We start from the raw sequence: 26709 nt of genomic DNA, 5'->3' as shown, positions 1-26709 counted from the left end.
GACGCCGGTTTGCGGTAGACTCTGCTGCAAACCGGCTTTTTTGTACCTGTACTATGCCAACCATTGTTGCTGACGGCCTGATGCCGTTGGTTGAATCCCTGTTTTCACCTTTTGGTCCGGTGACGCTTTTTTCCGAGCGCCAGCCCAGCGAACCATTGCTGGCTGAAGCCGAAGTGTTGCTGGTGCGTTCTGTTACCCGGGTAGATGAGGCGTTGCTGGCAAAGGCGCCGAAGCTGCGTTTTGTCGGCACGGCCACTATCGGCACTGATCATATTGATGCCGAGGCGCTACGCCGCCGTGGTATTACTCTGGCTTCCGCGCCGGGGTGCAATGCCGATGCGGTCAGCGATTATGTGCTGTCAGCGCTGTTGAACTGGCAACACGAAAAACAACAGCCGCTGACGTCACTTACCGTCGGCATTGTCGGGGTAGGGAACATTGGTTCTCGGGTGGCTAGACGGCTAGAGATTCTCGGTGTTAAGGTGCTTTGTTGCGACCCTCCCCGGGCAGCCGCGGGGTTTGTGTCGTTGGCAGAAGTATTGGCCGAGGCCGATGTGGTGACACTGCATGTGCCTGGCGGCCCGGCAACCCGGCATCTGCTGGCCAGCGATGAACTGGCGGCGTTAAAGCCGGGAGCTTTGCTGATCAACAGCTGCCGAGGCTCGGTGATCGACAACGACGCGCTGGTGGCCTGGCTCACTGCCGGGGGCGATGCCGTACTGGATGTTTTCGCCAATGAGCCAGAGTTTGATCCTCGGTTGCAGGGCCTTGCCCGCTGGCTGACGCCGCATATCGCAGGCCATAGCTTTGAGGGCAAGCGCCGCGGCACCTGGATGCTGTATCAAGCCTGGTGCCAGGCTAACGGGCAGAAAGTGGATGGCCAGTTTGCTGATTATTTGCCGGCGCCGACAATACAACGCCTGAGTGTGACGGGCTTGCCGCTGCGGGCGCTGGCTAACCTGGTATATGACATCCGCGATGATGATATGTGGTTCCGTCAGGGGCTGATGGCCGGGCACAGTTTTGACTGGCTACGGCGTCATTACCCGCTACGCCGGGAGTGGGCTAGCTTGCAGGTAGATACCCCCGATCCACGTGCCGTGGCATTGGGTTTTGGCTCCTTATGTTGAGGTTGTAATGACAATCAATGTTGCAATACTGGGCGCCTCAGGTGCCGTCGGCGAAACCTTGCTGGAACTGCTCGAAGAGCGCGATTTTCCTGTTGGTGAGCTGCACTTGCTGGCCTCCAGCCGTTCGGCCGGCCAGAGCCGTTCTTTCAAAGGCCAAGAACTGCGCATAGAAGATGTGGAACAGTTTGACTGGTCAAAAGTGGAGCTGGCGTTTTTCTCTGCCGGCGGCAGCGTATCGCGCCGCTGGGCTCCCGTTGCGGCCGATGCCGGTGTTCTGGTGATTGATAACACCTCGGAATTTCGTTACCAGCCGGATGTACCACTGGTGGTGCCGGAAGTGAATGCAGGGGCCATTGCTGATTACCGTAACCGCAACATCATTGCCAACCCCAACTGTTCCACCATCCAGATGCTGGTGGCGCTCAAGCCTATTCATGACCGTTTTGGCATCAGCCGCATTAATGTTGCTACTTATCAGGCCACATCAGGTGCCGGGCGCAGTGCCATGGAAGAGCTGGCGACACAAACGGCAGCAGTGCTAAGCGGCAGGCCGGCAGAAACCAGCAAGTTTCCCAAGCAAATTGCGTTTAACTGCTTGCCGCAAATTGATACCTATGAAGGCAACGGCTACACCAAAGAAGAAATGAAAATGCACTGGGAAACCCAGAAGATTTTTGCTGACGACGCCATTGCTGTAAATGCTACCTGCGTACGGGTGCCGGCTTTTTACGGTCATGCTGAGGCGGTACACCTGGAAGCCCTGCAACCGGTGGATGTCGAGGAAGTGCGGGCATTGTTAGCACAAGCGCCGGGTGTTGAACTGGTTGATGATGACGATTATCCCACCCAGGTTACCCACGCGGCAGGCACGGACACCGTCTACGTCAGTCGTCTGCGTGCAGACTTCAGCCACCCCCATGGCCTCAACCTGTGGATAGTGGCCGATAACGTGCGCAAAGGGGCTGCCACCAACAGTGTGCAGATCGCCGAGTACTGGCTTGACCAGTACCGCTAGGCAAAAGGCCGCCCACAAGGGCGGCTTTTTGTTATTGGCGGCAGAGAGTTACCTTGTTTATGATAGGTTTTGGTTAAAAATTACAACGACAAGGCTCACAGGAGCCAGGGGAACGGCATGAAATTGTCTCGGATTGCTGCCTTGGTACTGACTGCAGGAATGAGCAGTCAGGCGCTTGCAATGGAACTGGGGGAGCTGAGCGTTACCTCCGCGATTGATCAACCCTTCTCAGCCAAGCTGGAAGTGGTTGGCCCGGAGAAGCTGGATCCATCAAAGATCCGCATTGGTTTGTCAGCCCGGCAGGCCTTTGAACCGAAAGGGCAGGCGCTCAGCGTCAAGGTTGACCGTATTGTCAATGAAAACGGCCATCGTTATCTGCTGTTGTCATCCAGCCAGCCGGTCAAGGCGCCTTTTGTATCGTTACAAGTAGAAATAGCCGGCCTGCCAGAAGGGCGTATCAGCAATGATTACGATCTGTTGCTGGATAAAACCAGCAGCAGTGACATTCCGGCCCTGCCACAAGATGCCAAGTCGCAGGTGGCCAGTAACGACACCGCCGGTAAAACCACCAAAAGCAGCGGCTCGGACGGTAATTTCTACGGCCCCATTTCCCCCTCCGACACGTTGTGGAGTATCGCCAGTAACCTGCGCCCGGATAACAGCGTCTCGGTCTATCAGACCATGATCGCCATTGAACGTAAAAACCCGGGTGCCTTTGTCGGTGGCGACATCAACCGCTTGGTGAAAGGCTCGATACTCAAAGTTCCCACCCTGGCTGAAGTGCAACAAGTCGACCCGGCTGACGCCCGCCGTCGTTTTGTCAGTGGTACGGTAACGGCCTCCGAATTAGGCGCAGATGTGGCCGGTCAAAGCCAGCCGCCAGTAACTCAAACTAAAGCGAAGCCGGTACCTGCTAAAGCCAAAGCCAGCACAGACAAAGCACTGCAAGAGCAACTGAACCAGCAAAATCAGCAACATGCCGAAGAAATGGCGCAGCTGCGTAAAGAGCTGGCATCAAGCACCAATAATCTGGAAAAAGTGCTGACAGAAAATCAGCAACTCAAGAGCCGGCTGGCCCAGATCAATGACGAACTGACCAGCCTGCGTCAGCAGCTGGCGGATGAAGTCAAACTGCAAGGCGAGCTGCGCAAGGTTATTGCCAAGCAGAATAAAGATTTGGCTGAGCAGCAAGCCAAAGAGCAGGAAGCCAGCCAGGGCTTTTTCAGCCAACTGCTCAACTCCACCTGGGGGCTGGCGCTGCTGATTGCCATTCCCGGCCTGATTCTACTGCTCCTGGCGTTCCGCTGGTGGCGTAACCGTGACAGTGAGCCGGAAGCTCCTGAACAGAGTCTGGCCTCTCGCGTAGTCGGTAAAGAGCCGCCACCGCCAAGCGACGACGATGGCATGGAGATGGCTGCCGCTGCCGTGGCCGCAGAAGCCTTGCATGACGATAACGAGGCTGACAATGAACCGACTGACGAGATAGATATTCCAGACGATCCGCTATCAGATGCCTCACTGGACGAGGCCATGGCATCACTGCCAGAAGACGATGCACAAAAGGCATACGGTGACGAAAGTGAAGACGACTTTGCCGTTCGTCTGGATGATGAAGGCGATCTCGACGACTGGCTGGCTCAAGAGCAGGAAAGCTCGCAACAGCAGATGGACGAAGCCGAAGCCATGCTCGAAGAAGAATCCGATGACTTCGACAGTGCTTTAAGTGAAGCCGAAGCGTTACTGGGCGCCTCTATCGATGACGAGGAGGAGCATAGTGACGCGACATCGGATGACACACTGGCATTTGAAGGCGCGGATGAGGACGACACCGACGCACTGCTGAACGAGGCCGATGAACTGCTGACAGGTGAGCCGGAAGTTGCCGACGAGGACGACACCGACGCACTGCTGAACGAGGCCGATGAACAGCTGGCAGGTGAGCCGGAAGCTGCCGAGGAGGACGACACCGACGCACTGCTGAACGAGGCCGATGAACTGCTGGCAGGCGAGCCGGAAGCTGCCGACGAGGACGACACCGACGCACTGCTGAACGAGGCCGATGAACTGCTGGCAGGTGAGCCGGAAGCTGCCGACGAGGACGACACCGACGCACTGCTGAGCGAAGTTGATGATCTACTGGCAAGCGAGCCGGAAGCTGCCGACGAGGACGACACCGACGCACTGCTGGGTGAAGCTGATGAGCTGCTGGCAAGCGAGCCGGAAGCTGTCGATGAGGACGACACCGACGCACTGCTGAGTGAGGCTGATGAGCTGCTGGCAAGCGAGCCGGAAGCCGCCGACGAGGACGACACTGACGCACTGCTCAGTGGTGTTGATACGGATGACGAACTGGATCTCAGCGATTTTGATACCGCCGGGGTCGATTTGGACGATGATGATGCCTTGCTATCTGCTAAAACCGACGAAGCTGCAACCACAGCAGATGAAGCCGATGATCAGTGGGATGACAAAAACACCCTGAGCTGGGAAGCGCCAGCTGTTGATACTGATACCGATAGCAATAGCGTTGTCGAGGCGAGCCACCAAGACGACAGCGAACTGCCGACTGGCCTGGACTGGGAAGGTGCTGATGATAAAGCCAACAAGCCTAAAGCAGATAACTCGGACGAGTTCATTGAGATTGATGAACTGATAAAAGCTGCCGATGACGACCTCAGCGATGAAGATCCTTATGGCGAGTGGTCGCTGGATCTGGATGAACTGGGCGATCTAGGTGGCACTGGCGATGCAGATGAAAGCAGCATGGCGTCGAAACTGGATCTGGCGCGCGCTTACATGGAAATCGACGATGCAGACTCTGCCAGGGAGCTGCTCAGTGAAGTGCAAAGCAAAGGCTCGGAGGATGAAAAGGCCGAGGCGCTAAAACTGCTGAATAAACTCGACAGCTAACAAAACAAAAAACGGTGGCCATGCCACCGTTTTTTATTTGTGGCTATAATGCCCGGCTTCGTTATCGAGTGAGAGAGCCTTATGCGAATTGCCCTGGGCATTGAGTACGATGGCAGCCGTTACTATGGCTGGCAACGGCAACAAGAGGTGGACAGTGTCCAGGCCCGGCTGGAAGCGGCTATCAGTAAAGTGGCTGATAGCCCAACAGAGGTGTTCTGTGCTGGTCGTACTGACGCCGGGGTGCATGCCACCGGCCAGGTGGTGCACTTTGATACTCAGGCCGAACGCGGTAATGGCGCCTGGACATTGGGGCTGAATGCCAACCTTCCTGACGATGTGGCGGTTCGCTGGGCGCAACCGGTCAGTGACGATTTTCACGCCCGCTTTTCTGCTACAGCCCGCCGCTATCGCTATGTGATTGTCAACCAGCCGTTTCGCCCGGGCGTATTACGCCATGGGGTCACCCATTGGCATCGGCCGCTGGATGAAAACGCCATGCATCGGGCAGCGCAGGCACTCTTGGGCGAACAAGACTTCACCAGCTTTCGGGCCATACAGTGCCAGTCGAACACCCCGTTTCGTAATGTCATGGCGGTTTCAGTGGGGCGCTTTAATCAGTATGTGGTCGTTGACATTGAGGCCAATGCCTTTTTGCATCACATGGTGCGCAATATTGTTGGCACCTTGCTGAAAGTCGGCAGTGGCGAGCTGGCCGAGTCGGCTGTCAGCCAATTGCTGGCACTGCGTGACCGCAGCCAGGCACCGGCAACGGCACCGGCCAATGGCCTTTATCTGGTGGCGGTGCGTTACCCTGAACATTTTGCCATCACTACGGCTGCTCCTGGGCCACTGTTTCTGCCAGACCCCCTGAGCTGACCAGTTTTTTCTGTCGAAGGGCGGTTATTTTTGCTTTAATGCCGTCAGTGATATTGCAAGCAACGCCAGGGCGGCGCTGCTGTTTGGCTCTCAAAGGTGTCTTATGAGCTGGATTGAAAAAATCCTGAACAAAACCAAGACGGTTTCCCAAGACAAGAAGAATATTCCCGAAGGCGTGTGGACCAAGTGTACCGCCTGCGATCAGATCCTCTATCGCGCCGAGTTGGAGCGTAACCTGGAGGTCTGCCCGAAGTGCGATCACCACATGCGAATCAAGGCACGTGCCCGTCTGGATGCGCTGCTCGATACTGATGGTCGTGAAGAGCTGGGTGCTGAGCTGGAGCCGCAGGATATTCTGAAATTCCGCGATTCCAAGAAATATAAAGACCGCATCAGCGAGGCCCAGAAAAAAACCGGCGAGAAAGATGCCCTGATTGTCATCAAGGGTGACATCAAAGGGGTGCCGGTCGTGGCAGCGTCTTTTGAATTCGCCTTTATGGGTGGCTCCATGGGCTCGGTAGTTGGCGCTCGTTTTGTCAAAGCTGTTGAAACCTGTATTCGTGAAAACCGCGCCATGGTGTGCTTTTCTGCTTCCGGCGGCGCGCGTATGCAAGAAGCGTTGATGTCGCTGATGCAGATGGCTAAAACCTCTGCGGCGTTAGCGCGTCTGTCAGACAAAGGGTTGCCGTTTATTTCAGTGCTGACTGATCCAACCATGGGCGGTGTATCGGCCTCTTTTGCCATGCTGGGTGATATTCATATTGCTGAACCCAAGGCGCTGATTGGCTTTGCCGGGCCGCGGGTTATTAAGCAGACCGTTCGGGAAGATCTGCCCGAAGGCTTTCAGCGGGCGGAGTTCCTGCTGGAGAAGGGTGCTATTGATATGATTATTGACCGCCGCCAAATGCGTGACACACTGGCTCGGCTGCTGGCCAAAATGACTGGCCGCCCCAGCACTGAAACGCCTGCTGCCTGAAGGTTTTGAGCGTGACGAAGCTATCTGCAAGCCAGTCCCTTGAGGACTGGCTTTTTCATCTGGAACAGCTGCATGGTCAGGCCATCGATATGGGGCTGACGCGAGTACGGCAAGTTGCTGAAGCCGCTGGCTTATTGCCTCTGCCGGCAAAAACCGTATTGGTGGGAGGCACCAACGGTAAAGGCTCTACCTGCGCCATGATGGAAAGTGTATTACTGGCCGCCGGTTATCAGGTGGCGGTATACAGCTCCCCACACTTGCTCGACTACCGGGAACGGTTGCGGGTGAACGGGCAGTTGTTAGCCGCTGCCAAGCATTGCCAGGCCTTTGCTGTAATCGAGCAGGCTCGTAAGGATATCAGCCTGACTTATTTTGAGTTTTCCACCCTAGCGGCGCTGTGGCTGTGCCATCAATATCCACTGGATGTGGTGTTGCTGGAAGTCGGGCTGGGTGGGCGCCTGGATGCGACCAATATTGTTGATGCCGACGTGGCGGTGATCACCAGTATTGATTTAGACCATCAGGCTTTTTTGGGGGATACCCGAGAAGCGGTTGCCCGTGAAAAAGTGGCCATTGGCCGTGCCGGGCGGCCACTTATCTGTGGCGAGCCGGAGCCGACAGCCGCCTTTTTTGCTGGCGCCGAGAGCATCGGCGCCGCCGTGCAGTGGGTTGGCCGCGACTTTCATTATCAGGACATGGGCACGACGTGGCGTTTTAACGAACAGTTATTGCCGCGGCCTACCTTACCACTGGCGAATGCCGCCACTGCTATGGCGGCCCTGACGGTGCTGGCGTTACCGGTCAGTGACAAAGCCTACCAGACCGGCCTTGGCCGGGCGCAGCTGGCTGGGCGTATGCAACAGCTGGCAGATGCACCGCTGTTGCTGGTGGATGTTGCCCATAACCCCCATGCGGCCCGTTATCTTAACGGGGAGTTACAACGCCGCTTTGCTGGCCGCACCATCCATGGCGTCTGTGCCATGCTGGCCGACAAAGATATTGCCGGAACCCTGACTGCATTGGGGCAAATAACACATTGGTACCCGGCGGAATTGCCGGGTGTTAGCCGGGCCGCACCGGCGCAGCAGCTGGCCACTATTACCGGTGCCAAGCAGTGCTACCCTGACGTTACCGCCGCCCTGGCGGCAGCCAGGGCCAAAGCAACGGCACAAGACGTGGTCATTGTCTTTGGTTCCTTTTACACTGTGGCTCAGGTTCTGCCGAAGGAAGCGCCCTTGTGTCCAACCCTGTAACTAACCGTATTGTCGGCACCTTGGTATTGCTGGCGTTGCTGGCTATCATTTTGCCGGAGCTGTTGCGTGAGCCACAGGCGCCGACACCGGAAAAATTTGAGGTCATTCCATTGCGTCCGGAGCTATCCGGCACGCCACAGCCAGCGACCTACCCAGCGGATGCCTTAGCCAATACTACGGCTGAACCCAAGGCGCAGCCGCTACCGGACACACCAGTGCAACAGCAAAGCGATGCCCAAGCGTCGCTAGCAACTGCACCGGAACAACCTGTCGCTGATAAAACGGCGGTAACGGTCAAGCAACCGGCTTCGAGCACACAACAACAAACCGCCGTTGCCAAAAACACAACGCCAGCCACTAGCGGCACGGCCAGTAACACGGCTCCAGCGGCAGGGGCGGATGCCTGGGTTGTACAGATGGGCGCGTTTGGTAATCACACCTCTGCTGAGGCCTTGGTGACTCAGTTACGCCAAGCCGGCTACAAGGCGTTTTTAATCAAAGAGCATAATCTTTCCAAAGTGCTGGTGGGGCCGGAGCTAGACAAGCAGCGCCTGGCTGAGAAAATCCCTGAGCTGAATAAGCTGACAGGCCTGAAAGGGCGTTTATTCCATTACGATCCGTTGCAGTAATTGCCCGTTACCGGAAACTCTCTGGTAGAATACGCCGCCGTTAGCAGCCAAACGTTTGCGTGACTGAATGAATTGGGTCGATTACAGCATACTGGCCATCATTGGCCTGTCCATTCTGATAAGCCTTGTCCGTGGCTTTGTTCGTGAAGCCATGTCTTTGGTGGTGTGGATCGCCGCTTTTTTCATTGCCAGCCTGTTCTATCACAAGCTGGCCGGCGTCTTTACCGGCCTGGAAGATCCGCTGCTGCGTAATGCGGCGGCCATTGCGGCGTTATTTGTTGCCACTTTGGCCCTGGGGGGCCTGGCAACTTATGTGATCAGTCAGTTGGTGGAAAAAACCGGCTTGGGTGGCTTTGACCGCTTGCTGGGTATGATCTTCGGCGCCTTGCGTGGCGTGTTGGTCGTGGCCGCCTTACTGTTCGCCCTGGACAGCTTTACTCATTTTTCCGACGCTCCGTGGTGGAAAGCCTCTAAGCTGATCCCACAGTTCGGGGTCGTGGTGCAATGGTTCTTTGAATATCTGCAAGCCAGTTCGAGCTTCCTGCCCAAAGGCTAGGGCTGAACCCGAGAGGAACGAAAAACATGTGTGGTATCGTCGGTATTGTCGGTCACTCCCCCGTCAATCAGGCTATTTACGATGGCCTGACTGTACTTCAGCATCGCGGACAGGATGCAGCCGGTATTGTCACTGTTGATGACAACTGCTTTCGGTTGCGCAAGGCCAATGGCCTGGTCAAGGATGTGTTCGAACGCCGCCACATGGAGCGTCTGGCCGGTAATATTGGCATCGGCCATGTCCGCTACCCCACTGCGGGGTCTGCTTCCAGTGCCGAAGCGCAGCCGTTTTATGTCAATTCACCGTTTGGTATTGCCTCGGCCCATAATGGCAACCTGACCAATGCCGAGGCCCTGAAAGATAACCTGTTCCGCCAGGATCGCCGCCATATCAACACCACCTCTGATTCTGAAATCCTGCTCAATATCTTTGCGCATGCTTTGGATGAGTGTCCGGGCATGTCACTGCAGCCGGATGACATCTTCAAAGCCGTAGCGCAGACACACCGCCGCTGTCAGGGCGCTTATGCGGTGGTGTCGGTGATCATCGGCCATGGCTTGGTCGCTTTTCGTGACCCTTACGGGATCCGGCCGTTGGTACTGGGCAAGCGTGATACCGACAACGGCACCGAGTACATGGTGGCCTCGGAAACGGTGGCTCTTGATGTGGTGGGCTTTACGTTTATGCGTGATGTGGCGCCCGGTGAGGCGGTTTATATTACCGAACAGGGCCAACTTTACACTCAACAGTGCGCTGACAACCCGGTGCATTGCCCCTGTATTTTCGAATATGTCTACTTTGCTCGCCCGGATTCTTTTATTGATGGTATTTCCGTTTATGGCGCCCGGGTGCACATGGGCCGTAAACTGGGTGAGCGGATCCAAAAACACTGGCAGGATTTGGATATTGACGTGGTGATCCCTATTCCGGAAACATCCAATGATATCGCCTTGGAGATCGCTGGTGTCCTGGGCTTGCCGTACCGTCAGGGTTTTGTAAAAAATCGCTATATTGGCCGCACCTTTATTATGCCGGGGCAGACCATTCGCCGGAAGTCAGTACGCCGCAAACTCAACGCTATCAATGTCGAGTTCAAAGGTAAGAATGTACTGTTGGTGGACGACTCCATTGTTCGTGGCACCACATCCGAGCAGATTATTCAGATGGCCCGCGAAGCCGGTGCAAGAAAAGTGTATTTTGCTTCGGCGGCACCTGAAATCCGCTTCCCGAATGTTTATGGCATCGATATGCCTACGGCCAATGAACTCATTGCCCATGGCCGTGAAGCGGAAAACATCTGTCAGCAGATTGGCGCTGACGCCCTGATTTATCAGTCGTTGGATGACCTGGTTGATGCCGTACGCACGGAAAATCCGTCGGTGCAACGCTTTGAAACTTCGGTGTTTGATGGTGACTACGTAACCGGTGATGTTGACCAGGCTTATCTGGATGCGCTGGATGAAAGCCGTTCAGATTCAGCCAAGAGCAAGCGGGCACAGGCGCAGGAGCCTAACCTGGAAATTCATAACGAAGAAGCATAAAAAACACTAAGAAGCGGCCAACAGGCCGCTTTTTTTATGTGTTAAATGCCGCCCAGAGCCCTGATATCACAACAGGGGGGCAGCAGCGTCAACATTACTGCTAACAGCACGGATAATTCCTTACAGCGCAAAATAGTGGCATCTGACTCATAGTTAAGTTGAGAGGTTTGTACACGTTCAGGAGGCCAAGATGCGCCGGCTCTGGCTGATGTGTCTGTTGCTGTGGGGCTGCCAGCAGACTGCGCCCTCAATCCCCGGTTCCTTACCGCAGTGGCATGATCAGTACTTTTTGACAAAACCTGATTTACCAAGTGCTGATGAGGTATTCAACCTACCAGCAGATTTGACAAGTCAGCTACGAAAAATACCATACCAACGCTCACTTACTGATCGTTTGGATGCACTACTTGCATTGCTATTTCTTAGTTCTAAACCACAGATGCAATACCATCCAAGTTATACATTAACACCCTCTCAGCTATGGCAGACGCGTGCAGGAAACTGCCTTTCATTAGCAATTTTAACGACAGCTAGTGCATCATTTTTGGGGCTGACGGCACAATTACAGACAGTAGTCGTTACTCCACGATGGAGTCGCGAGGGGAGTTTAATGACCGTCTCTGAGCATATTAATCTGAGAGTGATGGTAAAACCCTATCTCAGTAATGGAAAAGTGAGCCAATGGCGGGTAGTTGATTTTCAAGATGAGTATCGGCGGTACTGGCCCAGTGCGACCCTATTGGATAAGAATGTTGCTATAGCGCTTTTTTATCATAACTTGGCTGCTGATTTTGTGCGTGAAAAGCGACTTTCCGAAGCCTACTGGGCCGTAAAGGAGGCATTGCAGCGTTATCCGCAGTCTGTGTCCAGTTGGAATCTGCTGGGGGTTTTGTATCGGCGTGCGGGCCTCGGTCAGCCGGCATTGGCTGCGTATCAGTATGCACTGACCTTAGAGCCTGAAGCGCCGGCTATTTGGCAGAACCTGGCTGTGCTATACCAGCAGTTGGCTATGCCAGCCAAGGCAGCAGACGCAAGTGCCAAGGCGCAGGCCCTGGCTCCGAAGAACCCTTACCGTTACATTGATCTCGCCAATAAAGCGCTAGATGATGGCCAATTGGCCGCGGCCGAGCAAGGCTACCGTCAGGCACTGGCGATAGACGATATTAATGATGAAGCGCTGTGGGGTATGGCACAGCTTTATCTGGCCCGTGGCGAGCGCCAAGAGGCGCTTCGGTGGCTGAAAAAAGCCCTGGCAATGGCGGCCAGTGAAGAACTGCTGCAACGCATCAAAGCGTGGCAACAGCAACACCGTCTGTAATGGCGACAGGCTTCAAGGAGGAAGCAATGAAAGCGCTTGCACTGTTATTACTGTTACCCAATTGGGCCTTGGCCCATGCCGTTATCAAACCGCATTTTTCGCTAACATCGGATTGCCAGTATATTGCCCGGGAGGTGGGGCAACTGGAGCGGCAGCTGGCATCCCGGCAGTTTAAGAAGAACCATCCACAGCTCAAAAAGCGCCTGCAAAAACTGGTGGCGCAGTGGCACAAACGCCAGTGCCCGCGTTGAATCGCAACGGGGCCTTGCATAGAATGCCGCCGTCTTCTTTTATTGAGTACGCCATGGCTGTTGATCTTGCTCCTTATCAATCATTGCTGGCGCCAATTGATGCTTTTCTCGGCGCCGTTACGCCTGCTGCCTGGTTGGCTGAGGCGTGCCGCCATGAGCAGTTGCCGATATTGCTGATCGATCACTGCAACTGTGAGCTTAAAGCAGCGCAAACCGCCATCGGGCTGGTGCGTCGTTATGCCTTGAACAATGAACAGGGCAGGGCCTTGCTGGCCTGGATCAAACCCTATGAAGACACCGTTTATCGCCAGCAGCCGCTCAGTGCCACTGCCAAGAATGCCTTACTGGCCGAGCTGCACCCTAAAGCCGGGTTTGCCCACGGCCAGGCTTTGCTCGATAAAATGCTTCGGCTGGTAAAAGAAGAGCTGCACCACTTTGAACAGGTATTGGCGATTATGGCGGAACGCGGCATCAGCTATTGCAGTGTGAGTGCTGCACGCTATGCCAAAGGTCTGATCCAGCATGTGCGAGCTCATGAACCGGCTACCTTGGTCGACAAATTGATCATTGGTGCTTTTATTGAGGCGCGTTCCTGTGAACGTTTTGCCCGTCTGGCACCGCTGGTTGATGAACAGTTAGGGCGTTTTTATATCTCGCTGCTGCGCTCAGAGGCTCGTCACTACCAGGATTACCTGGCGCTGGCCGAGCAGGTTGCCGGTGGTGATATCAGTGAGCGGGTCGCGTTTTTCCGGGCAAAGGAAGCGGCGCTAATTCAAGCACCTGATCCGCAGTTTCGCTTTCACAGTGGAGCGCCGCAGACATAGCGCTGGTTATACAAAAGGGCGGCTACTCAGCGTTATCGCCTCTGGCGTTACTGTCAGTACGGAGCCTTGCTCATACCAATCCCCCAGCACAATCCGCTCACCGTGCTGGTGCTGATGACGGTTGGGACGATGAGTGTGACCATGGATCAGTAAGTCCACCTGCCATTTTGCCATCTGTAAGTCGACCTCGGATGGCGTTACATCCATGATCTGTTGTGCCTTGTTGGCATTGGCCATCTGACTGCGTTGACGGTAGTGCCGGGCCATGCGATGACGTAACCACAACGGCAGCAGCTTGATACGCCATTGCCAGAAACGGCTGCGGCTTTTTTGCCGAAAAGCCTGGTAGTCGTGGTCAAGGGTGCAAAGGGTGTCACCGTGCATAACAAGTGCCGGGCGGCCATACAAATCAATACGCGCCAGCTCTGGCAACAATGTCAGCCCGGCCATGGCAGCAAAGCGTTGGCCTAACAGAAAGTCACGGTTGCCATGAATAAAGTACTGGCGTACTCCGCGCTTGGCATTGGCGCTGAGCAGCTCGGCAACCTGCTGATTAAAAGCACTGCGGTCATCATCGCCGATCCAGCTTTCAAACAGATCGCCGAGAATATAAAGCGTCTCGGCATTGCCGGCTTCGGTCTCCATAAAGCGCCGAAACGCCGCCAGTATGTCGGGGCGTTCCGGGCTCAGGTGCAAGTCGGCAATGAACAGGATCACGCCAGTTCTGCGCTCTCGATAACCACGTCATCCAGCGGTACATCCTGGTGCATACCACTGGTGCCGGTGGCAACGCCCTTGATTTTGTCTACCACATCCTGGCCTTCAACCACTTCTCCAAAGACGCAGTAGCCATAGCCTTGCGAGGTGGCCGACTGGAAATTCAGGAAGTCGTTGCTGCTGACATTGATAAAAAACTGCGCCGTGGCGGAGTGTGGATCCGGAGTACGGGCCATCGCCAGGGTATAGGGCTTATTGCTCAGGCCATTGTCTGCTTCATTCTTGATCGCCGGGCGGGTGGGCTTTTGCGTCATGCCGGGTTCGAAACCACCACCTTGGACCATGAAGCCATCAATGACGCGGTGAAACAGGGTGTTGTTGTAAAAACCATCTTCTACATACTGCTTGAAATTGGCCACGGTTTCCGGGGCTTTGTCTTCAAACAGCTGGATTTTAATGTCACCAAAATTGGTGTGCAGAATAACCATTAACAGACTCCTCAAGGATCAACGGCCGTATTCTACCTAATTTGCCGGTGACGCAACCAGCTACTCACAATACAATGGCCATAATGTTCATCTTACTTACTGGTTGTCATGCTGAAAGTCTTCAACACCTTAAGCCGAGAAAAAGAACCCTTTACGCCGTTGGTTCCAGGAAAGGTGTCACTCTACGTCTGTGGTATCACCATTTATGATCTGATGCACATCGGCCATGCCCGCACTTACACTGCTTTTGACGTGATTAACCGTTATCTGCGTCACAAAGGCTTTGAGGTGACCTATGTGCGCAATATCACCGACGTTGACGACAAGATCATCAAGCGAGCCAGTGATAATGGTGAAAGTTGTAACGCGCTGACCGAGCGCTTTGCAGCCTTGATGCACGAAGACTTTGCTGCTCTGAATTTGCTGCCGCCCGACATCGAGCCACGGGTTACAACCCACATGGACGACATTATTGCCATGGTGGCGCAGCTGATTGCCCGAGGCCATGCCTATCAGGCCGACAACGGAGACGTATTGTTTGACGTCAAATCCTTCCCGGAGTACGGCAAACTGTCGCGCCAGGATCTGGATGCCTTGCAGGCCGGTGCCCGCGTTGGTGTAGAACAAAGCAAACGCGATCCGCTGGATTTTGTGCTCTGGAAACAGGCCAAACCGGGTGAGCCACACTGGTCATCGCCCTGGGGGGAAGGGCGCCCTGGCTGGCATATTGAATGTTCGGCCATGTCTTCGCGGCATTTGGGGCAGGCCTTTGACATTCATGGCGGCGGCTCAGATCTGACCTTCCCGCATCATGAAAATGAAATTGCCCAAAGCTGCTGCGCCAGTGGCGAAGCCTTTGCCCGCTATTGGCTGCATACCGGCATGGTGCAGGTCGACAAAGAAAAAATGTCCAAGTCGCTGGGCAACTTTTTCACGGTCCGCGATGTGCTGAAAAGCTACGACGCTGAAACCGTGCGCTATTTCCTGCTGACCAGCCATTATCGTAGCCAGCTTAATTACAGCGAAGATAACCTCAATCAGGCCCATGCCAGTCTGGAGCGCTTGTATACAGCGCTGCGTGGTGTCAGCACCGAAGGCCAGCCTCAGGCCGATTGGCAGGCCCGCTTTGATGCGGCGATGGATGACGACTTCAACACCCCAGAAGCCCTGGTGGTGTTGTTTGAGCTGGCCCGTGAGCTCAATAAAGCCAAGCAAGACAACAGCGCGGATGCGCCGGTACTGGCCAGCACACTGAAGTCGCTGGGGGCACTGCTCGGGTTGTTGGAGCAAGCGCCGGAGACTTTCCTGCGCGGTACTGACGATACTTTGGATGTCGCCAAAATTGAGGCGCTGATTGTGCAGCGTAATGAGGCCCGGGCAAACAAAGACTGGCCCGCCGCTGATGCTGCTCGTGATGCCTTAACGGCGATGGGCGTAGTGCTTGAAGACGGCGCCGGCGGCACCCAGTGGCGAAAAGCCTGAAAAAAGCCCGGCACTTGCCGGGCTTTTTTATAAGCGGGTGCCGCAGAAGCGACAAAAGCGAGCGTCGGCATCGTGGCCGTCGCGGCCACAATGATGGCATTGACGGCTATAGCGCTGCTTGGCCAGTTCATTGGTCAGGATGCCGGTGGGCACGGCAATAACCGAATAGCCCAGGAGCATCACAATGGAGGCAATAGTCTGACCTAGTGGCGTCTGCGGGCTGATATCACCGTAGCCAACGGTTGTCATGGTTACCACAGCCCAATACATACTGCGGGGAATGCTGGTAAAACCGTGTTCCGGGCCTTCAATCAGGTACATCAAGGCGCCAAAAACGGTGATGGCACCAATCAAGGAGGCGAAAAAAACGAAAATTTTCGGCCCTGATTGTACAACGGCTGTTATCAAGCGCCGGGAGGCTTCGGAATACTCGATGAGCTTGAGGATCCTAAATACCCGCAGTACTCGTAGCACCCGAACAATCAGCAGGGTGTTGGCGCCCGGCAGCACCAGAGCCAGATAGGTAGGCAAAATAGACAGTAGATCCACCAGCCCATAGAAACTGAAAACGTAGCGGCGGCGGTGGTAAGAGCAATACAGCCGGGCGGCATATTCGAGTGAGAACAGTACCGTGAAGCTCCACTCGAGTACCGCCAATGCCCCTGCCCAGTGGTAGTGAATACTGGCCACCGAATCCAGTGCGACGGCCAGTACACTCAAGACAATGGCGACAATCAGCACCACATCAAAGGCCTTACCGGCCGGGGTGCTGTAGCCAAAAATGATCTCGTTAAGCTTGTCCTTCAGCGTCATGGAAGCGCTCACAGGCCTCTAAGGTATTTTCCATCAAGGTTGCCACTGTCATCGGCCCAACGCCACCTGGCACCGGGGTAATGAAACTGGCTCGTTGGGCAGCGTGAGCAAATTCCACGTCACCGCTAAGAGAACCATCATCGCGGCGGTTCATACCAACATCAATAACAATAGCGCCTTCTTTGACCCATTCGCCGGGAATAAAAGCCGCTTTACCAACTGCGACAACCAGCAGATCGGCCCGTTGCACGTGCGACCGCAGCTCTTCGGTGAAACGGTGGCAGGTGGTGGTTGTGCAGCCCGCCAGTAACAGTTCCAGCGTCATCGGCCGGCCAACAACATTCGACGCACCAATAACCACCGCCTGTTTGCCGTGTGGCTGAAAGTCAATGGACTCGAGCAGCGTCATGATGCCCTTGGGAGTGCAGGGGCGCAGGGCCGGCAGCCGTTGTGCCAAGCGACCCAGGTTATAGGGGTGAAAGCCATCAACGTCTTTATCTGGGCGGATCCGCTCCAGGACTTGCGTGGTATCCATGCTCTTTGGCAGCGGCAGTTGTACCAAAATGCCATCAATGCTGTCGTCAGCGTTGAGTTGGTCAATCAGAGCCAGCAGGGTTTGCTGTGTACAGTCTGCCGGCAAATCAAAAGACTTGGAGACAAAGCCAACTTCTTCACAGGCGCGACGTTTGGAGCCGACATAGATTTCTGACGCCGGATCGTTGCCAACCAGCACCACGGCCAGGCCAGGGGCACGCTTGCCTGCTGCCACACGCAGTTTGACCTTCTCTTTGACATTAAGCCGTACGGTGGCGGCAACCGCTTTACCATCGATGATTTGAGCAGACATGCAGCAATCTTCCTTCAGGAAATCGTTTGAACGGGCTAGGGCGGTCATATTGTCGCAAAGAAGCGGCGCTTAGACCATGCTGATCTGAAGGTTGACCCGTCATAACCATCTTTGTATGATGCGCCGGCTTTTCAGGCCTGTTCGTGCGTGTCTGAAGGATTTGCGCCCTTAGCTCAGTTGGATAGAGCAACGGCCTTCTAAGCCGTCGGTCACAGGTTCGAATCCTGTAGGGCGTGCCACTTTATTATGGTGGGCGTAGCTCAGTTGGTAGAGCCCCGGATTGTGATTCCGGTTGTCGTGGGTTCAAGTCCCATCGTCCACCCCATATTACTGTGAAAAACCCGCCCAATTGGCGGGTTTTTTGTTGTATTGCTGCTTTTCTGGCCAGCCTGGCGCCCGCGCCTCGACTCGCTTAAAAAGCGCCGCTATAATGGCGCGTCATTCTGTACGCTAAACTCGGCCAGGCCTTGAATTGCCTGGCTCGAACGAATAACAGAGGCAGGGCTGCGGCCGTGCTTCGCAGTTACAAAAGGCGCCGCACCGGCTGCGCCGATGATCACATTATCGAGGTAAAACGATGCAAGTTTCTGTTGAAACGACTCAAGGCCTGGAGCGCCGCCTGACCATCACTGTGCCGGCTGACACTATTGACAGCGCTGTTGAAGCTGGCCTGCGTGAAGAAGCCAAACGTGCCAAAGTTGATGGCTTTCGCAAAGGTAAGGTACCGGTCAGCATCATCAAAAAACGTTATGGCCACGCTGTTCGCAACGACGTTACCCAGCGTGTTGTTGAGCGTCATTTTATCGACGCTATCGTTCAGGAAAAAATTAACCCGGCTGGCGCCCCGCGCTTTGCGGTAACCAAAGACGAAACCGGTAGTGACTTTGAGTTCACCGCCACTTTCGAGGTTTACCCTGAAGTTGAGCTCAAGGGCCTGGAAACGGTAGAAGTTGAAAAGCCGGTTGTTGAGGTGACTGACGCTGATCTGGACAACATGCTGAAAACCCTGCAGCAGCAACATGGCAGCTGGGTTGAGGCTGACAAAGCGGCTGAAGATGGTGACCGCGTTACTATCGATTTTGTTGGTTCCATCGACGGCGAAGAATTTGAAGGTGGCAAGGCTGAAGGTTTTGCCCTGGAGCTGGGTAAAGGCCGGATGATCCCGGGTTTTGAAGATGGCATCAAAGGCAAAAAAGCCGGCGACCAGATCACCAGCGATGTTACTTTCCCGGAAGACTACCACGCGGAAAACCTTAAAGGTAAAGCGGCCAGCTTTGCGATTACCATCAGCAAGGTTGAAGCCCAGGAGCTGCCTGAGCTGAACGATGAGTTTGCGACCCGGTTCGGCATCGCTGAAGGCGGTCTGGAAGCTCTTAAAGCTGAAGTGCGCAAGAACATGGAGCGTGAGCTGAGTAATGTTCTTCGTAACAAGGTCAAAGATCAGGTACTCGACGGTCTGGTCAAGGCCAACGACGTTGAACTGCCGGCTTCTCTGGTTGCGCAGGAAATCGAAAACCTACGTCGCCAGGCGCTGACCCGCTTCGGTGGTGACGCTAAAAACATGCCGGAATTGCCAGCTGAACTGTTCGACGAGCAAGCTCGCCGCCGCGTTCAGGTCGGTCTGCTGCTGGGTGAAGTGATCAAGTCTGAAGAGATCAAAGTCGACGACGCACGCGTACAGCAGCTGATTGAAAACCAGGCTTCCGCTTACGAAGATCCGGCTGAGGTTATCAAGTATTTTAACGACAACAGCGAAATGCTTGAGCAGATGCGTAACCTCGCACTGGAAGAGCAGGCCATTGATCGGGTACTGGAAAAAGCCAAAGTCAGTGAAAAATCGGCCAGCTTTGATGAAATCATGAACAACGAAAGCCAGGGCTAAGCCTGCCTCGTTGACTTGCTTTCATATTGCAACGTTATAATGGCTCGAGTAACCCTCGAGCCATTTTCATTTCAGGAACCTCAATGAATTTTTACGCCGAGAATGATCCAGTGAATGCCCTGGTCCCCATGGTGGTGGAACAAACCTCCCGTGGTGAACGCTCTTTTGACATTTATTCCCGCCTGCTCAAGGAGCGGGTGATCTTCCTGACCGGTCAGGTTGAGGATCACATGGCCAACCTGATTGTGGCCCAGCTGTTGTTCCTGGAAGCGGAAAATCCGGAAAAGGATATTCATATCTACATTAATTCGCCGGGTGGGTCGGTTACCGCCGGCATGGCCATTTATGACACCATGCAGTTTATTAAGCCGGATGTCAGCACGGTCTGTATTGGCCAGGCTGCCTCAATGGGGGCTTTCCTGCTGGCCGGTGGTGCCAAGGGTAAACGCCATTGTCTGCCCAATGCGCGGGTGATGATCCACCAGCCGCTGGGTGGTTTCCAGGGGCAGGCGTCGGATATTGAAATCCACGCCCGTGAGATCCTCTTTATTAAAGATAAGCTCAACCGCTTACTGGCCGAACATACTGGCCAGGATCTGGATACGGTGACTCAGGATACCGACCGTGATCGCTTCATGACTGCTGATGAAGCCAAAGAGTATGGCTTGATTGACTCTGTGCTCGCACAACGGTAGAGATCGCTGTAACCGAGCTTGTCCTACACTTGATTTAAAGCCGCGCAGGCGAAGCCTGCCCTGCATGAGGTAACTAATGACGGAAAGCACTAAAGGCGGTGGCGACGGCAAACTGTTGTACTGCTCCTTTTGTGGCAAGAGCCAGCACGAAGTCCGCAAGCTGATTGCCGGGCCCTCAGTTTTCATCTGTGATGAGTGTGTGGACCTGTGCAACGACATCATCCGTGAGGAGATCAAGGAAATCGCGCCAAGCGAAGCCAAGGATAGCCTGCCGACACCGCGGGAGATCCGCGAGCACCTGGATGACTTTGTCATCGGTCAGGATCATGCCAAAAAGGTTCTGGCGGTTGCCGTCTATAACCACTACAAGCGGTTACATAATCCCAGCCATGATGATGTGGAGCTGGGTAAAAGTAACATTCTGCTGATCGGCCCCACTGGCTCCGGCAAGACCTTGCTGGCAGAAACGTTAGCGCGCTTGCTGGATGTGCCCTTCACGATGGCGGATGCCACCACGCTAACTGAAGCCGGTTATGTGGGGGAAGATGTCGAAAACATCATCCAGAAGTTGCTGCAAAAGTGCGATTACGATATCGACAAGGCCCAGCGTGGCATTGTCTACATCGATGAAATCGACAAGATTTCCCGCAAGTCAGACAACCCTTCCATCACCCGTGATGTGTCTGGTGAAGGGGTTCAACAGGCACTACTGAAGCTGATCGAAGGCACAGTCGCTGCCGTGCCGCCACAAGGGGGGCGCAAGCACCCACAGCAGGAATTTTTGCAGGTGGATACCTCCAAGATCCTGTTCGTCTGCGGTGGTGCCTTTGCCGGCCTCGATAAAGTGGTGGAAAGCCGCGTGGCAACGTCCAAAGGTATCGGTTTTGGCGCACAAGTGCGTGGCGAAAAAGATAAAACCTCGGTATCGACACTGTTCCGCCAGGTAGAGCCTGAAGATCTGGTCAAGTATGGTTTGATCCCGGAATTCATCGGTCGTCTGCCGGTGGTAGCAACCCTGGATGAACTGGATGAAGCGGCGTTGGTACAGATTCTGTCTGAGCCTAAAAATGCCTTGACCAAGCAGTATCAGGCATTGTTTTCACTGGAAGGTACTGAGCTGGAATTCCGTGACGATGCCCTAAAGGCTATCGCCAAGAAGGCTATGGATCGCAAAACCGGAGCTCGGGGACTGCGCTCCATCGTCGAAGGGGTGCTACTGGACACTATGTATGACCTGCCAGGTCAGCAAAATGTAGACAAGGTGGTGATCGACGAAACGGTGATCCGTGGCGAGTCGAAACCCATATTGATTTACCGCTCCGAGGACAAAGTCGCGTCCTCACAGTAAAAAACGGGGCAACAGCCCCGTTTTTTCTTGAAATCTTTCGGGGCTGTCCCCATCTTGAGCCTATCAGCTTCCCCATGGAGAAGAGCATGACTCTTGAGCGTTCGGAACGCATTCAAATTCCTATTTTGCCACTGCGTGACGTGGTGGTGTATCCGCACATGGTGATCCCGCTGTTTGTGGGCCGAGACAAATCGGTCAGTTGCCTGGAAGCCGCCATGGAGCAAGACAAACAGGTTTTCCTGGTGGCGCAAAAAGATGCTGACCAGGATGATCCGGAATTGGCTGATCTGTACCAGGTTGGTACTGTGGCGACCATTTTGCAGATGCTGAAGTTGCCGGATGGCACGGTTAAAGTCTTGGTCGAAGGTAACCAGCGGGCGCGCATTGATACTTTGCAGAGCCATGATGACTACCTGCACGGTGAAGTGACGTTCCTGACCTCTGCAGCCATTGACGAGCAGGAGCAGGAAGTGCTGGTGCGTACTGCCGTCAACCAGTTTGAAGGCTACATCAAGCTCAATAAGAAGATCCCGCCGGAAGTTCTGACATCCCTTTCGGGTATTGATGAGCCGGCTCGCCTGGCTGACACCATGGCGGCGCATATGCCTATAAAGCTGGAAGACAAGCAGCAGGTGCTGGAAGTCACCAATGTTGCCGAGCGCATTGAGTTTCTGCTGGGGTTGATGGAAAGCGAAATTGACCTGCTGCAAATCGAAAAGCGTATTCGTAGCCGGGTCAAAAAGCAGATGGAAAAAAGCCAGCGCGAGTACTACCTCAATGAGCAGATGAAAGCCATTCAGAAAGAGCTGGGTGAGCTGGAAGATACCCCTGATGAATTTGAGGGGCTGCAAAAGAAAATTGATGAAGCCGGCATGCCGGAAGAGGTCAAGACTAAAGCCAGTGCTGAATTGTCGAAGCTGAAAATGATGTCGCCAATGTCAGCCGAAGCAACGGTAGTGCGCTCTTATATCGATTGGCTGGTGTCGGTTCCCTGGTCGAAGAAAACCCGGGTGAAAAAAGACTTGGCCAAGGCCGAGGAAATCCTCAATGCCGATCACTACGGCCTGGAGAAGGTCAAAGAACGTATTTTGGAATACCTGGCGGTACAGGCCCGCTCCAGCAAACTCAAAGGCCCCATCTTATGTCTGGTTGGTCCGCCGGGGGTAGGTAAGACGTCACTGGGGCAATCGGTAGCAAAAGCGACTGGGCGTAAATATGTTCGTATGGCCCTTGGCGGCGTACGTGATGAAGCGGAGATCCGCGGTCACCGCCGTACCTATATTGGTTCAATGCCGGGCAAACTGATCCAGAAAATGGCCAAGGTAGGGGTGCGTAACCCGCTCTTCTTACTCGATGAAATCGACAAAATGGCCTCAGACATGCGGGGCGACCCAGCGTCAGCACTGCTGGAGGTGCTGGATCCGGAGCAAAACGGCAGCTTTGCCGACCACTATCTGGAAGTGGACTACGATTTGTCCGACGTGATGTTTGTTGCCACATCCAACTCCATGAATATCCCAGGCCCATTGCTGGATCGTATGGAAGTGATCCGACTATCTGGCTACACCGAGGATGAAAAGCTCAATATTGCCCGTAACCATTTGCTGCCTAAGCAAATTACCCGTAATGGTCTGAAAAAAGGTGAGCTCACTGTTGGAGACAGTGCCATCATTGGCATCATTCGTTACTACACCCGTGAGGCCGGGGTGCGGAGCCTGGAGCGTGAACTGTCGACCTTATGCCGTAAAGCGGTGAAAAAACTGCTGCTGGATAAGGCCATCAAAAAGGTCACCATCAATGGCGACAACCTCCACGATTATCTGGGGGTGCAACGCTTCGATTATGGCCGTGCAGACGACGAGAACCGTATAGGGCAAGTTACTGGCCTGGCCTGGACTGAAGTCGGTGGTGACTTGCTGACCATTGAGGCGGCCAGTGTGCCAGGTAAAGGTAAATTAACCTACACCGGCTCCCTTGGTGACGTGATGAAAGAGTCTATTCAAGCGGCCATGACAGTGGTACGTCACCGTGCCGAAAAGCTGCGAATTAACAGCGATTTTCACGAAAAACGCGACATTCATATCCATGTTCCAGAAGGGGCAACGCCGAAGGATGGCCCTTCCGCCGGTATTGCCATGTGTACCGCGTTGGTCTCCAGTTTGACCGGCAATCCGGTACGAGCCGATGTGGCCATGACCGGGGAAATTACCCTGCGGGGGGAAGTACTGCGCATCGGTGGTTTGAAGGAAAAACTGTTGGCTGCTCATCGTGGTGGCATCAAGCAGGTTTTGATCCCGTATGAGAACGAACGTGACTTGCAGGAGATCCCGGAAAACGTCAAACAGGACCTGCAAATTCATCCGGTAAAATGGATTGACGAGGTGCTGAAGCTGGCTTTGGCTGAGGATCCGAGCGGGTTTTCACCACAAAGTGCAGTCTGAGCCAGACTTTTTATCATTTGGGGCTTTCCAGTGGCCTAGCTCTGGTATAGCCTAGGTTGGTCGTTTGGCTGGAGAGCCTGTTCTGTCAGGCTTTGCCCAATAGAGAAAGCATACTTTTGTGTGCTTGCACTGGACAGGCAGGCTTGATATAAAACCTCCGCTAGGCCGCAGTTTCTGGGAAATTTAACTGCGGGGCAACAATAACAATTGAAGGGGATGATATTGTGAATAAATCACAACTGATCGATAAAATTGCCGCTGGTGCCGATATTTCCAAAGCTGCTGCTAGCCGCGCACTGGATGCTTTCACTGACGCAGTGACTGAATCCCTGAAAGACGGTGATTCTGTCGCTCTGGTTGGTTTCGGTACTTTTGCTGTTCGTGAGCGTGCTGCCCGCACTGGCCGCAACCCGCAAACCGGTGCCACCATTAATATCGCAGCTGCTAAAATCCCGTCCTTCAAGGCCGGTAAAGCACTGAAAGACGCCGTTAACTGAGCGTTACCCCGTAACGGGGTAACCAGTTAAAGGGCGCCGATGCGCGCCCTTGGACATGTGGGGAGTGGTAGTTCAGTTGGTTAGAATACCGGCCTGTCACGCCGGGGGTCGCGGGTTCGAGTCCCGTCCACTCCGCCAACTCGCCAAAGGGCGCATCATCCGATGCGCTTTTTTTATAAGAGAGACCAGATAACATGATGGAACAGATCCGGGAAGGATCGCAGAGCTGGATTGTAAAAATTATCCTCGGGCTCATTATCCTTTCTTTTGCCCTGACCGGTGTGTACTCATACCTGCGTGGTGGTCCTGCCGGTAATTCGGTAGCCAAGGTCAACGGTCAGTCCATCTCCCGCAATGAGCTGGAGCGGGCCTACCAAAACGAACGGGCGCGTATGGAGTCTCAGAACCCCAGCTTGTTCAAACAACTTGCCGGCAATGACGGCTTTGTTCAGCAGATGCGCAAAGGAGCCCTGCAGCAGCTGGTTAACCAGAAACTGGTCGCCTCAGCCATTGCGGATATGGGGCTACGAGTGTCTGATGAACAAGTGAAAAATGCCATTCGGGACTTCGACGCCTTTAAAGTGGACGGCAAGTTCAATAATGAACGTTACCTGGCTGTGCTGCATAACCAGAACATGTCACCAACGCATTTTTCGGAGTTGGTTCGGGCTGACCTGGCGCGTCAGCAGTTTGTCGACGCGGTGATGCAAACCGCGATTGTGTTGCCAAGTGAAGCCAAATCACTGTATGAGGCCGCTCGGCAAACGCGTGATGGCAAGGCAGTGATTGTTAAAGCGGCTGACTTTAGCGATAAGGTTGAGGTCACTGACGCGGACATTAAAGCACGCTATGACGCAAACAAAACCGGGTACATGGCGCCGCAACAGGTCGCTCTGCATTACCTGGAGTTGTCAGCCGATGATCTGAAAAAAGATGTCAAAGTGACGGACCAGCAGATCGCCGCCTACTACAAAGACAATACAGATCAGTTTATGCGCCCTGAACAGCGCCGGGCATCCCATATTCTCTTTACCGGTAAGGACGCTGAAGCGAAAGCGAAAAAAGCGCTGGCCGAAATTAACAACGGCAAGAGTTTTGCTGACGTTGCCAAAGCAGAATCCGCTGATACTTTCAGTGCCAAAAAAGGCGGCGATCTGGGTTGGAACGAAAAAGGGGTTTATGACAAAGCCTTTGATAAGGCGTTGTTTGCCATCAACAAGACTGGTGAAGTGGTTGGCCCAATCAAGTCATCCTTCGGCTATCACCTGATCGAACTGACGGGTATTAAGCCTGGCGCCGTAAAGTCGCTGGACGAAGTCAAAGATCAGGTACGTGACAAGCTGGCGAAAAAAGCGGCTGACGATCTGTTCTACAAAAAGCAGGACAAGATTGAGCAACTGGCTTTTGAAAATGCCAACAGTCTGCAAGAAGCTGCTGATGCGGCTGGTGTGAAAGTACAGCACACCGAGCTGTTCACCAAGGCGCAGCCGCCCAAGGAAGTCAATTACCCGAAAGTACTGGATGCGGCCTTTTCTGATTCAGTCCTGCAAGACAAAATCAACTCTGAAGTCATTGAAGTGGCACCAGAGCATATCTTTGTAGTGCGTGCTGCAGACTACAAGCCGGCTCACCGTAAGCCGCTTGCTGAGGTACAGGATGCTATCAAGGCCAACCTGACCAAGGAAAAGGCTGAGGCGAAAGCCAAAGCGGTTGCCCAGAGCCTGCTTGATGCTATCAACGATGGTAAGCCGGTTGACAGTCTGCTGCAGCAGCACCAGCTGAACTACAGCGACTACAAAGCTGTAAACCGCAATGATCAGAAAGTACCGTCCAGCATTGTTAACGCCTTGTTTGCACAAAGCAAAGGTGAGTCTGAGCTGGTGAACATGGCATCGGGCGACAGTGCCGTTGTGCAAGTCACGGCGATTCACCCGTATACTGCCGGTAAAGATGACGACAGCATCATCAAGATGTGGCAAAAACAGCTGCAGCAGCAGCGGGTTAATGCTGCCAATCAGCAGTTTGTCGAGGCGCTACGCAAAGAAGCTGACGTCAAAGTCTACTCTTTGGAGCGTTGATCAAAACCCCGGTAACGCCGGGGCTTTTTGACGATAGCACTACTCGCTTCATTAAAAGCCACCTGCGTAGGTGGCTTTTTCATTGTGGGGCCAGCCTTACCGGCTTACTAAAGTACAGCTCCTATATCAGGCCTGTGAGTGA

Annotated in this window: 23 protein-coding genes and 3 tRNA genes; 22 read left to right on the top strand and 4 right to left on the bottom strand. The window is 54.3% G+C overall.

Annotated features, from left to right (window positions below; all coding sequences use genetic code 11):
* The first annotated feature begins 53 nt into the window (after window positions 1–53).
* The 12 genes from WDB70_RS08505 (at window position 54) to miaE (ending at window position 13279) form a co-directional block, all read left to right on the top strand.
* Entirely contained in the window at window positions 54–1130 is a 1077-nt protein-coding gene (locus WDB70_RS08505) for a 4-phosphoerythronate dehydrogenase (protein ID WP_406663374.1), read from the top strand.
* Between the two features lie 7 nt (window positions 1131–1137).
* The gene (locus WDB70_RS08500) at window positions 1138–2145 is read left to right on the top strand and encodes an aspartate-semialdehyde dehydrogenase (protein ID WP_406663372.1); all 1008 of its coding nucleotides are present in this window, start codon (window positions 1138–1140) and stop codon (window positions 2143–2145) included.
* Window positions 2146–2262: 117 nt separating this feature from the next.
* Complete coding sequence (locus WDB70_RS08495) at window positions 2263–5055, top strand: FimV/HubP family polar landmark protein (RefSeq protein ID WP_406663370.1); 2793 nt, start codon at window positions 2263–2265, stop codon at window positions 5053–5055.
* Between the two features lie 81 nt (window positions 5056–5136).
* Window positions 5137–5931, top strand: coding sequence for a tRNA pseudouridine(38-40) synthase TruA (truA, locus tag WDB70_RS08490; RefSeq protein WP_406663368.1), 795 nt, complete (start codon window positions 5137–5139; stop codon window positions 5929–5931).
* A 103-nt stretch (window positions 5932–6034) separates the two neighbouring features.
* Window positions 6035–6907, top strand: a complete 873-nt coding sequence (accD, locus tag WDB70_RS08485; protein ID WP_406663366.1) for an acetyl-CoA carboxylase, carboxyltransferase subunit beta — start codon at window positions 6035–6037, stop codon at window positions 6905–6907.
* An 11-nt stretch (window positions 6908–6918) separates the two neighbouring features.
* Window positions 6919–8160, top strand: coding sequence for a bifunctional tetrahydrofolate synthase/dihydrofolate synthase (gene folC / locus WDB70_RS08480; RefSeq protein WP_406663364.1), 1242 nt, complete (start codon window positions 6919–6921; stop codon window positions 8158–8160).
* On the top strand, window positions 8145–8789 hold the full coding sequence (locus WDB70_RS08475; protein WP_406663362.1) for an SPOR domain-containing protein: 645 nt from the start codon (window positions 8145–8147) through the stop codon (window positions 8787–8789). The genes folC and WDB70_RS08475 overlap by 16 nt, the downstream gene beginning before the upstream one ends.
* A gap of 67 nt (window positions 8790–8856) precedes the next feature.
* Window positions 8857–9345, top strand: a complete 489-nt coding sequence (locus WDB70_RS08470) for a CvpA family protein (protein WP_406663360.1) — start codon at window positions 8857–8859, stop codon at window positions 9343–9345.
* 26 nt (window positions 9346–9371) lie between these two features.
* A complete protein-coding gene (purF, locus tag WDB70_RS08465; RefSeq protein WP_406663358.1) occupies window positions 9372–10886 on the top strand; it encodes an amidophosphoribosyltransferase in 1515 nt (504 codons plus the stop codon).
* 190 nt (window positions 10887–11076) lie between these two features.
* On the top strand, window positions 11077–12204 hold the full coding sequence (locus WDB70_RS08460) for a tetratricopeptide repeat protein (RefSeq protein WP_406663356.1): 1128 nt from the start codon (window positions 11077–11079) through the stop codon (window positions 12202–12204).
* A 26-nt stretch (window positions 12205–12230) separates the two neighbouring features.
* Entirely contained in the window at window positions 12231–12455 is a 225-nt protein-coding gene (locus WDB70_RS08455; RefSeq protein WP_406663354.1) for a hypothetical protein, read from the top strand.
* A 53-nt stretch (window positions 12456–12508) separates the two neighbouring features.
* Window positions 12509–13279, top strand: a complete 771-nt coding sequence (miaE, locus tag WDB70_RS08450; protein ID WP_406663352.1) for a tRNA isopentenyl-2-thiomethyl-A-37 hydroxylase MiaE — start codon at window positions 12509–12511, stop codon at window positions 13277–13279.
* 6 nt (window positions 13280–13285) lie between these two features.
* On the opposite strand, the gene WDB70_RS08445 is transcribed toward miaE, so the two are convergent.
* Window positions 13286–13996, bottom strand: a complete 711-nt coding sequence (locus WDB70_RS08445; protein ID WP_406663350.1) for a UDP-2,3-diacylglucosamine diphosphatase — start codon at window positions 13994–13996, stop codon at window positions 13286–13288.
* Complete coding sequence (locus WDB70_RS08440; protein ID WP_406663348.1) at window positions 13993–14484, bottom strand: peptidylprolyl isomerase; 492 nt, start codon at window positions 14482–14484, stop codon at window positions 13993–13995. Before WDB70_RS08440 ends, WDB70_RS08445 begins: the two co-directional genes overlap by 4 nt.
* Before the next feature lie 108 nt (window positions 14485–14592).
* Between WDB70_RS08440 and cysS the strand changes: the two genes are divergently transcribed.
* A complete protein-coding gene (gene cysS, locus WDB70_RS08435) occupies window positions 14593–15966 on the top strand; it encodes a cysteine--tRNA ligase (RefSeq protein ID WP_406663346.1) in 1374 nt (457 codons plus the stop codon).
* Window positions 15967–15993: 27 nt separating this feature from the next.
* Here the strand turns inward: cysS and WDB70_RS08430 are convergent, their stop codons facing one another.
* Window positions 15994–16779, bottom strand: coding sequence for an ion transporter (locus tag WDB70_RS08430; RefSeq protein ID WP_406663344.1), 786 nt, complete (start codon window positions 16777–16779; stop codon window positions 15994–15996).
* The gene (folD, locus tag WDB70_RS08425; RefSeq protein ID WP_406663342.1) at window positions 16757–17626 is read right to left on the bottom strand and encodes a bifunctional methylenetetrahydrofolate dehydrogenase/methenyltetrahydrofolate cyclohydrolase FolD; all 870 of its coding nucleotides are present in this window, start codon (window positions 17624–17626) and stop codon (window positions 16757–16759) included. The genes WDB70_RS08430 and folD overlap by 23 nt, the downstream gene beginning before the upstream one ends.
* A gap of 162 nt (window positions 17627–17788) precedes the next feature.
* On the opposite strand from folD, the gene WDB70_RS08420 reads away from it, so the two are divergent.
* From WDB70_RS08420 to ppiD, 9 genes are all read left to right on the top strand, one after another.
* Window positions 17789–17865, top strand: a tRNA-Arg gene (locus WDB70_RS08420).
* A 10-nt stretch (window positions 17866–17875) separates the two neighbouring features.
* A tRNA-His gene (locus WDB70_RS08415) sits at window positions 17876–17951 on the top strand.
* 252 nt (window positions 17952–18203) lie between these two features.
* On the top strand, window positions 18204–19508 hold the full coding sequence (tig, locus tag WDB70_RS08410) for a trigger factor (protein ID WP_406663340.1): 1305 nt from the start codon (window positions 18204–18206) through the stop codon (window positions 19506–19508).
* Between the two features lie 83 nt (window positions 19509–19591).
* Window positions 19592–20203: an ATP-dependent Clp endopeptidase proteolytic subunit ClpP gene (clpP, locus tag WDB70_RS08405; protein WP_406663338.1), complete on the top strand. Its 612-nt coding sequence runs from the start codon at window positions 19592–19594 to the stop codon at window positions 20201–20203.
* Window positions 20204–20279: 76 nt separating this feature from the next.
* A complete protein-coding gene (gene clpX, locus WDB70_RS08400) occupies window positions 20280–21551 on the top strand; it encodes an ATP-dependent protease ATP-binding subunit ClpX (RefSeq protein ID WP_406663336.1) in 1272 nt (423 codons plus the stop codon).
* Between the two features lie 86 nt (window positions 21552–21637).
* Window positions 21638–23992 carry an endopeptidase La gene (gene lon / locus WDB70_RS08395; RefSeq protein ID WP_406663334.1) on the top strand — a complete coding sequence of 785 codons (2355 nt, stop codon included), beginning with the start codon at window positions 21638–21640 and terminating at the stop codon, window positions 23990–23992.
* A gap of 224 nt (window positions 23993–24216) precedes the next feature.
* Window positions 24217–24489, top strand: a complete 273-nt coding sequence (gene hupB / locus WDB70_RS08390) for a nucleoid-associated protein HU-beta (RefSeq protein ID WP_406663332.1) — start codon at window positions 24217–24219, stop codon at window positions 24487–24489.
* Window positions 24490–24550: 61 nt separating this feature from the next.
* A tRNA-Asp gene (locus WDB70_RS08385) sits at window positions 24551–24627 on the top strand.
* Between the two features lie 56 nt (window positions 24628–24683).
* Complete coding sequence (gene ppiD, locus WDB70_RS08380; RefSeq protein ID WP_406663330.1) at window positions 24684–26567, top strand: peptidylprolyl isomerase; 1884 nt, start codon at window positions 24684–24686, stop codon at window positions 26565–26567.
* Window positions 26568–26709 lie beyond the last annotated feature (142 nt).

The organism is Gallaecimonas aegicerasi (assembly GCF_045291545.1).
In the GTDB taxonomy this organism is placed as follows: Bacteria; Pseudomonadota; Gammaproteobacteria; order Enterobacterales; family Gallaecimonadaceae; genus Gallaecimonas.
The sequence above is the reverse complement of the archived record's forward strand: the minus strand, read 5'-3'. Positions and strand labels throughout refer to the sequence as shown.